Raw genomic sequence first — 4,822 nt, forward strand, 5'->3', positions numbered from 1 at the left:
TTGCGCGCCATTGCCGGGCTGGAGGAGATCAGCAGCGGCACCTTCCAAATCGACGGCGAGCTGATGAACCATGTCCCGCCCTCGAAGCGCGGCATCGCCATGGTGTTCCAGTCCTATGCGCTCTACCCGCACATGACGGTCTTCGACAACATGGCCTTCGGCATGAAGATCGCCGGGATGAAGAAGCCCGAGATCGCCCGCCGCGTGGCGCAGGCCGCCGAGGTGCTGCAACTGTCGCCCTATCTCGACCGCTATCCGCGGGCGCTGTCCGGCGGCCAGCGGCAGCGAGTGGCCATCGGTCGCGCCATCGTCCGCGACCCGAAGGTCTTCCTGTTCGACGAGCCGCTGTCGAACCTCGACGCGGCGCTGCGCGTGGCGACGCGGATCGAGATCGCCAAGCTGAAACAGGCGATGCCGGGTGCGACGATGATTTACGTCACCCATGACCAGGTCGAGGCGATGACCCTGGCCGACCGGATCGTCGTGCTGCGCGGCGGCCGGATCGAGCAGATCGGAGCGCCGGTCGAGCTCTATCGCCGCCCGGCCAACCTGTTCGTCGCCCGCTTCATCGGCTCGCCGGCGATGAACGTCATCCCCGCCACCGTCCTCGCCACCGGCGCCGTGACCCGGCTGCAGCTGGCCAGCGGCGGCGAGGCCACTGTGCCCCTGCCGACGGCGCCGGAGATGCAGGGCCAGCCCGTGCATCTGGGCCTGCGCCCCGAGGACCTGCGGCTGGCTGGTCCCAGCGAGGCAACGGTGGCCGGCAGGGTTTCCCTGGTGGAGCAGCTCGGCGAGGTGCAGATGGCCTATGTCGAGGTGGCGGGCGTCGAGGGGCCGCTGGTGGCGAAGCTGCCCGGCACGCTCGACCTCGCCGCCGGGCAGACGGTCGCGCTGACCGCCGATCCTGCCCTTCTCCACCTGTTCGACCGGCACGAGAACAGCCTGCGACCCGCCGAGACCCCGGCGCCGCAGCGCGAGGCCCGTCACGCCAAAGGCTGACGGGCTCCCATCCCAAAGTCCCCATGGACCTTCCCCGCGCGTCGCGATGCGCGAGGCCCTTTCCGCTCATGCCCGCAACGGGCCAAACACAAAGGACATGCCATGTTCAACTTCGACGAAGCCCGCTTCCTGAAGATCCAGGAGGGGGCCGTGCATCTTGCCCCGCGCATCGACCAGGAGATCGGCGCGGCCATCGCCGCCGGGGCCAGCAACCTGTTCTTCCTCGGCACCGGCGGCGTCGCCTATCTGATGGAGCCCGCCGTGCAACTGCTGCACCGCCGCTCCGGCTTCCCGGTCTACAAGGACTACCCGGCGGAACTGGTGCTGACCGGCTCGGCCAATCTCACCGCGACATCCATCGTCGTCATGCCCTCGCTGTCGGGCACGACGAAGGAGAGCGTGGCGATGCTGGAGAAGCTGAAAGAGATCGGCGCCAAGGTCATCACGCTGGTCGGCCATGCCGACACCCCGCTCGGCCAGGGTGGGACGCCGGCGCTGGTGAACTTCGCCGAGGATGACACCTCCTCCGAATCCTTCTACATCCAGTCGCTGCTTGTCGCGCTCTCGGTGCTGAAGGCCCGCGGCGAAATCGACAACTACGATGCGCTGGTGGCCGAGCTGGCGACCGCCCCGGCGGCGCTGGTCGCGGCCAAGAAGGCCTTCGAGCCCAAGGCCGAGGAATTCGCCCGCGTCATCGCCGGCTCCGACTACCACATGTTCACCGGGGCCGGGAACATGTGGCCGGAGGCGCTCTACTACGCCACCTGCATCCTCGAGGAGATGCAGTGGATCCGCACCCGCCCGGTGCATGCGTCGGACTTCTTCCACGGCCCGCTGGAGCTGCTCGAGCCCGGCGTCAGCCTGATCCTGTTCCGCGGCGAGGATGCCTGCGATCCGCTGGCCGAGCGCGTCGTCCAGTTCGCGCCGAAGTACACCGAAAAGCTGACCGTCATCAGCACCGCCGACTACCGGCCGGAGAGCCTGTCGCCGGAACTGCGGGCGCTGCTGTCGCCGGCGATCATGGCCACGCTGATGGAGCGGCTGAGCGCCCATCTGGAAGTGATGCGCGACCATCCGCTGGTCACCCGCCGCTACTACAAGCGCGTGGCCTACTGAGCCGCGCCCGCCCGGCGGCTTCGGCCGCCGGGCTCACCATGCCCCGCGAGACCGGTCCGGACAGTTTTCGGGACATTTGCGGCGCAGCTCCGCCTATCGGCATTCAACCCGGCGTCGGCGGGTGATAGGTCAGGGGCAGCCTGCAGGAAAGGATCTCGAATGAAAGCGGTCAAGATTGAGCAACCGGGAGGTCTCGACCACCTGCGCATCGTTGCTGTCGCGGATCCGGGGCCGCCCGGCCCGGGGGAGATCCGGGTGCGGATCCATGCCTCGTCGCTGAATTTCCACGACTATGCCGTGGTCACTGGCCGGATGCCGACGGAGGATGGCCGGGTGCCGATGGCCGATGGGGCGGGCGTCGTCGAGGCGGTCGGCGCGGGGGTCACGGAGTTCCGCGAGGGCGATCACGTCGTCTCCTGCTTCTTCCCGCAATGGCGCGACGGGCCGCCGCCGGTGGGCGACTTCTCCGGCACGCCGGGCGACGGCGTCGACGGCTATGCCCGCGAGGTGGTCGTCTGCGAGGCTGGCTGGTTCACCAGGGCGCCGGCCGGATACAGCCATGCCGAGGCAGCCACGCTGACCACCGCCGGGCTGACGGCTTGGCGCGCGCTGGTGGTCGAGGGCGGCCTGAAGGCGGGCGACACCGTGCTGACGCTCGGCACCGGGGGCGTGTCGATCTTCGCCGCCCAGATCGCGCTCGCCATGGGCGCCACCGTGATCGCCACCTCCTCCTCGGACGAGAAACTGGCCCGGCTGCGCGAGATGGGCGTCGCCCATACCATCAACTACCGGACCGAGGAGAACTGGGGCCAGCGGGTCGAGGAGCTGACCGGCGGGCGCGGCGTCGACCACGTCATCGAGGTCGGCGGTCCGGGCACCCTGCCGCAGTCGATCCGGGCCTGCCGCATCGGCGGGCATATCGCGCTGATCGGCGTGCTGACGGGCGCCTCAGGGGAAGTGCCGACGGCGGCGCTGATGGCCAAGCAGCAGCGGCTGCAAGGGCTGATCGTCGGCAGCAGGTCCATGCAGCTCGACTTCGTCCGCGGCCTCGAGGCGACCGGCATCCGCCCGGTGATCGACCGCAGCTTCCCGCTCGACCGGATCGCCGACGCCTTCCGGCACGAGGAGTCCGGGGCTCATTTCGGCAAGATCGTGCTGGCGATCTAGGCCAGGCCGGTCTTTGGCGGGGGAGGCCCGATTTCCTCCGTCACAGACGACAATCGAGCAATGCTCCCTCTGCCGGCGCGTGAGGCGCCGGCAGCCCAACTCCCGGACCGGCTACGTCCCGCCCCGGCGCGGAGAGCGGTCAGCGGAGAATCGCCCGGCCTCCCCCTGTTACACGGCGTTTCATCCATCCGGCTCCGCCCCGGGAGCCAATCGACGGGCCTTACAACCTTCGACCTATGCTGCCGCGCCCATTCTACCTAGGGATGCATAACCCTTTCAGAAAAATACACTTTAGAGCCACATCAGCGCTTTTTGGCCGACCGGTTTGGCGTAAGCCGTGGCATACTGATCCGGCATTGCACTGCCTATCCATTTCAAATCGCGGGGCCTTTCGGGGAGCCGCAGGGAGATATAGCGGATGTCTTTAGTCAATATCGGACTGGTGGACGACCATCCCATCGTGCTCGCCGGCCTCTCCGAACTCGTAGGTGAACTCCAGAACAAGCGCGTCCTGGCGACCGGGACCTGCGCCGAGGAAGCGCTGGCCATGGCCGAGCGCGGCGGGCTGCGGCTGATCGTCATGGACCTGAACATGAAGGGCCCGGTGCTCGAGACCATCGGCCGGATCGCCGCCCTGCCGAATGCGCCCGCGGTACTGGTGTTCAGCGCCAGCGAGAAGGTCGAGGATTGCTGCGCCGCCCTGTCGCGCGGTGCCAGCGGCTATGTCATCAAGGGCAGCAGCGAGAGCGAGCTGTTCCAGGCGATCGACATCATCCTCGAGGGGCGCGAATACATCTCGCCGTCGTTGGCGGTGCGGGTGTTCCGCCAGACGCAGGCGCGCGACAAGAAGCAGGACGTGGTGCTGTCGTTCCGCGAGGACCAGATCGTCAACCAACTGCTGAACGGCGCCTCGAACCGCGACATCGCCACGCGGCTGCGGCTCTCGGAGAAGACCATCAAGTATTACATGACCCAGATCATGCAGAAGCTCGACGCCAAGAACCGGCTCGAGGTGGCGCTCGCCGTGCAGCGCGACCGGATGGAGCGGCAGCCCGCCAAGGTCTGAGGCGGCTCAGCTGTCATCCTTTGGCAGCACCAAACTGACCCTGGTGCCGCCGCCGAGCACCCGTTCCATAGACAGTTGCCCGCCGCAGGACCGCGCGCGGTTCTGCATGCCGATGAGCCCGAGCGGCGCGTGGCCGAAGGCGCCGGAGGCCGCGTCGCCGGCCGGACAGGGGCCGGCGTCGACGATGGAAATTGCGATCTCGCGCTCGGTTTCGGTCTTCGTCACCCGCAGTCCGCGACCGCCGGCATGTTTGCGCGCATTGGTCAGGGCCTCGCAGACCACGCGGTAGGCGACGATAACCTGCGGCGCCGGCAGCAGCGTCCGACCCGGCGGCAGCTGCAGCTCGACCGGCAGGCCGGAATCGCGGGTGAAGCTGCTGACCGCCCGCTCCACCGCCTCCTCGAGGCTGGCCCCCTCCAGCTCCGGCAGGATCAGCCCGGCGGAGATGTTGCGCAAGTCCCTCAGCGACTGGTC

5 protein-coding genes are annotated in these 4,822 nt (G+C 68.4%); 4 read left to right on the forward strand and 1 reads right to left on the reverse strand.

Features of this window, described 5'->3' with window-relative positions; all coding sequences use genetic code 11:
* The 4 genes from C5F48_RS21875 to C5F48_RS21890 form a co-directional block, all read left to right on the forward strand.
* The coding region (locus C5F48_RS21875; protein WP_107665864.1) for an ABC transporter ATP-binding protein at positions 1 to 999 on the forward strand (999 nt) is incomplete at its 5' end.
* 102 nt (positions 1,000 to 1,101) lie between these two features.
* Positions 1,102 to 2,115: an SIS domain-containing protein gene (locus C5F48_RS21880; protein ID WP_107665865.1), complete on the forward strand. Its 1,014-nt coding sequence runs from the start codon at positions 1,102 to 1,104 to the stop codon at positions 2,113 to 2,115.
* A 159-nt stretch (positions 2,116 to 2,274) separates the two neighbouring features.
* Positions 2,275 to 3,282 carry a zinc-dependent alcohol dehydrogenase family protein gene (locus C5F48_RS21885; RefSeq protein WP_107665866.1) on the forward strand — a complete coding sequence of 336 codons (1,008 nt, stop codon included), beginning with the start codon at positions 2,275 to 2,277 and terminating at the stop codon, positions 3,280 to 3,282.
* 418 nt (positions 3,283 to 3,700) lie between these two features.
* Complete coding sequence (locus C5F48_RS21890) at positions 3,701 to 4,348, forward strand: LuxR C-terminal-related transcriptional regulator (protein ID WP_107665867.1); 648 nt, start codon at positions 3,701 to 3,703, stop codon at positions 4,346 to 4,348.
* 6 nt (positions 4,349 to 4,354) lie between these two features.
* Here the strand turns inward: C5F48_RS21890 and C5F48_RS25360 are convergent.
* Positions 4,355 to 4,822, reverse strand: a 468-nt coding sequence (locus tag C5F48_RS25360; protein ID WP_219907825.1) for a sensor histidine kinase, incomplete at its 5' end; no start/stop codon positions are given.

The organism is Cereibacter changlensis JA139 (genome assembly GCF_003034985.1).
GTDB lineage: Bacteria > Pseudomonadota > Alphaproteobacteria > Rhodobacterales > Rhodobacteraceae > Cereibacter > Cereibacter changlensis.

What these genes read in the sequence shown, in the direction of transcription:
- C5F48_RS21880 (WP_107665865.1), top strand. Translation starts at nt 1,102, where the DNA reads ATGTTCAACTTCGACGAAGCCCGCTTCCTGAAGATCCAGGAGGGGGCC.
- C5F48_RS21885 (WP_107665866.1), top strand. Translation starts at nt 2,275, where the DNA reads ATGAAAGCGGTCAAGATTGAGCAACCGGGAGGTCTCGACCACCTGCGC.
- C5F48_RS21890 (WP_107665867.1), top strand. Translation starts at nt 3,701, where the DNA reads ATGTCTTTAGTCAATATCGGACTGGTGGACGACCATCCCATCGTGCTC.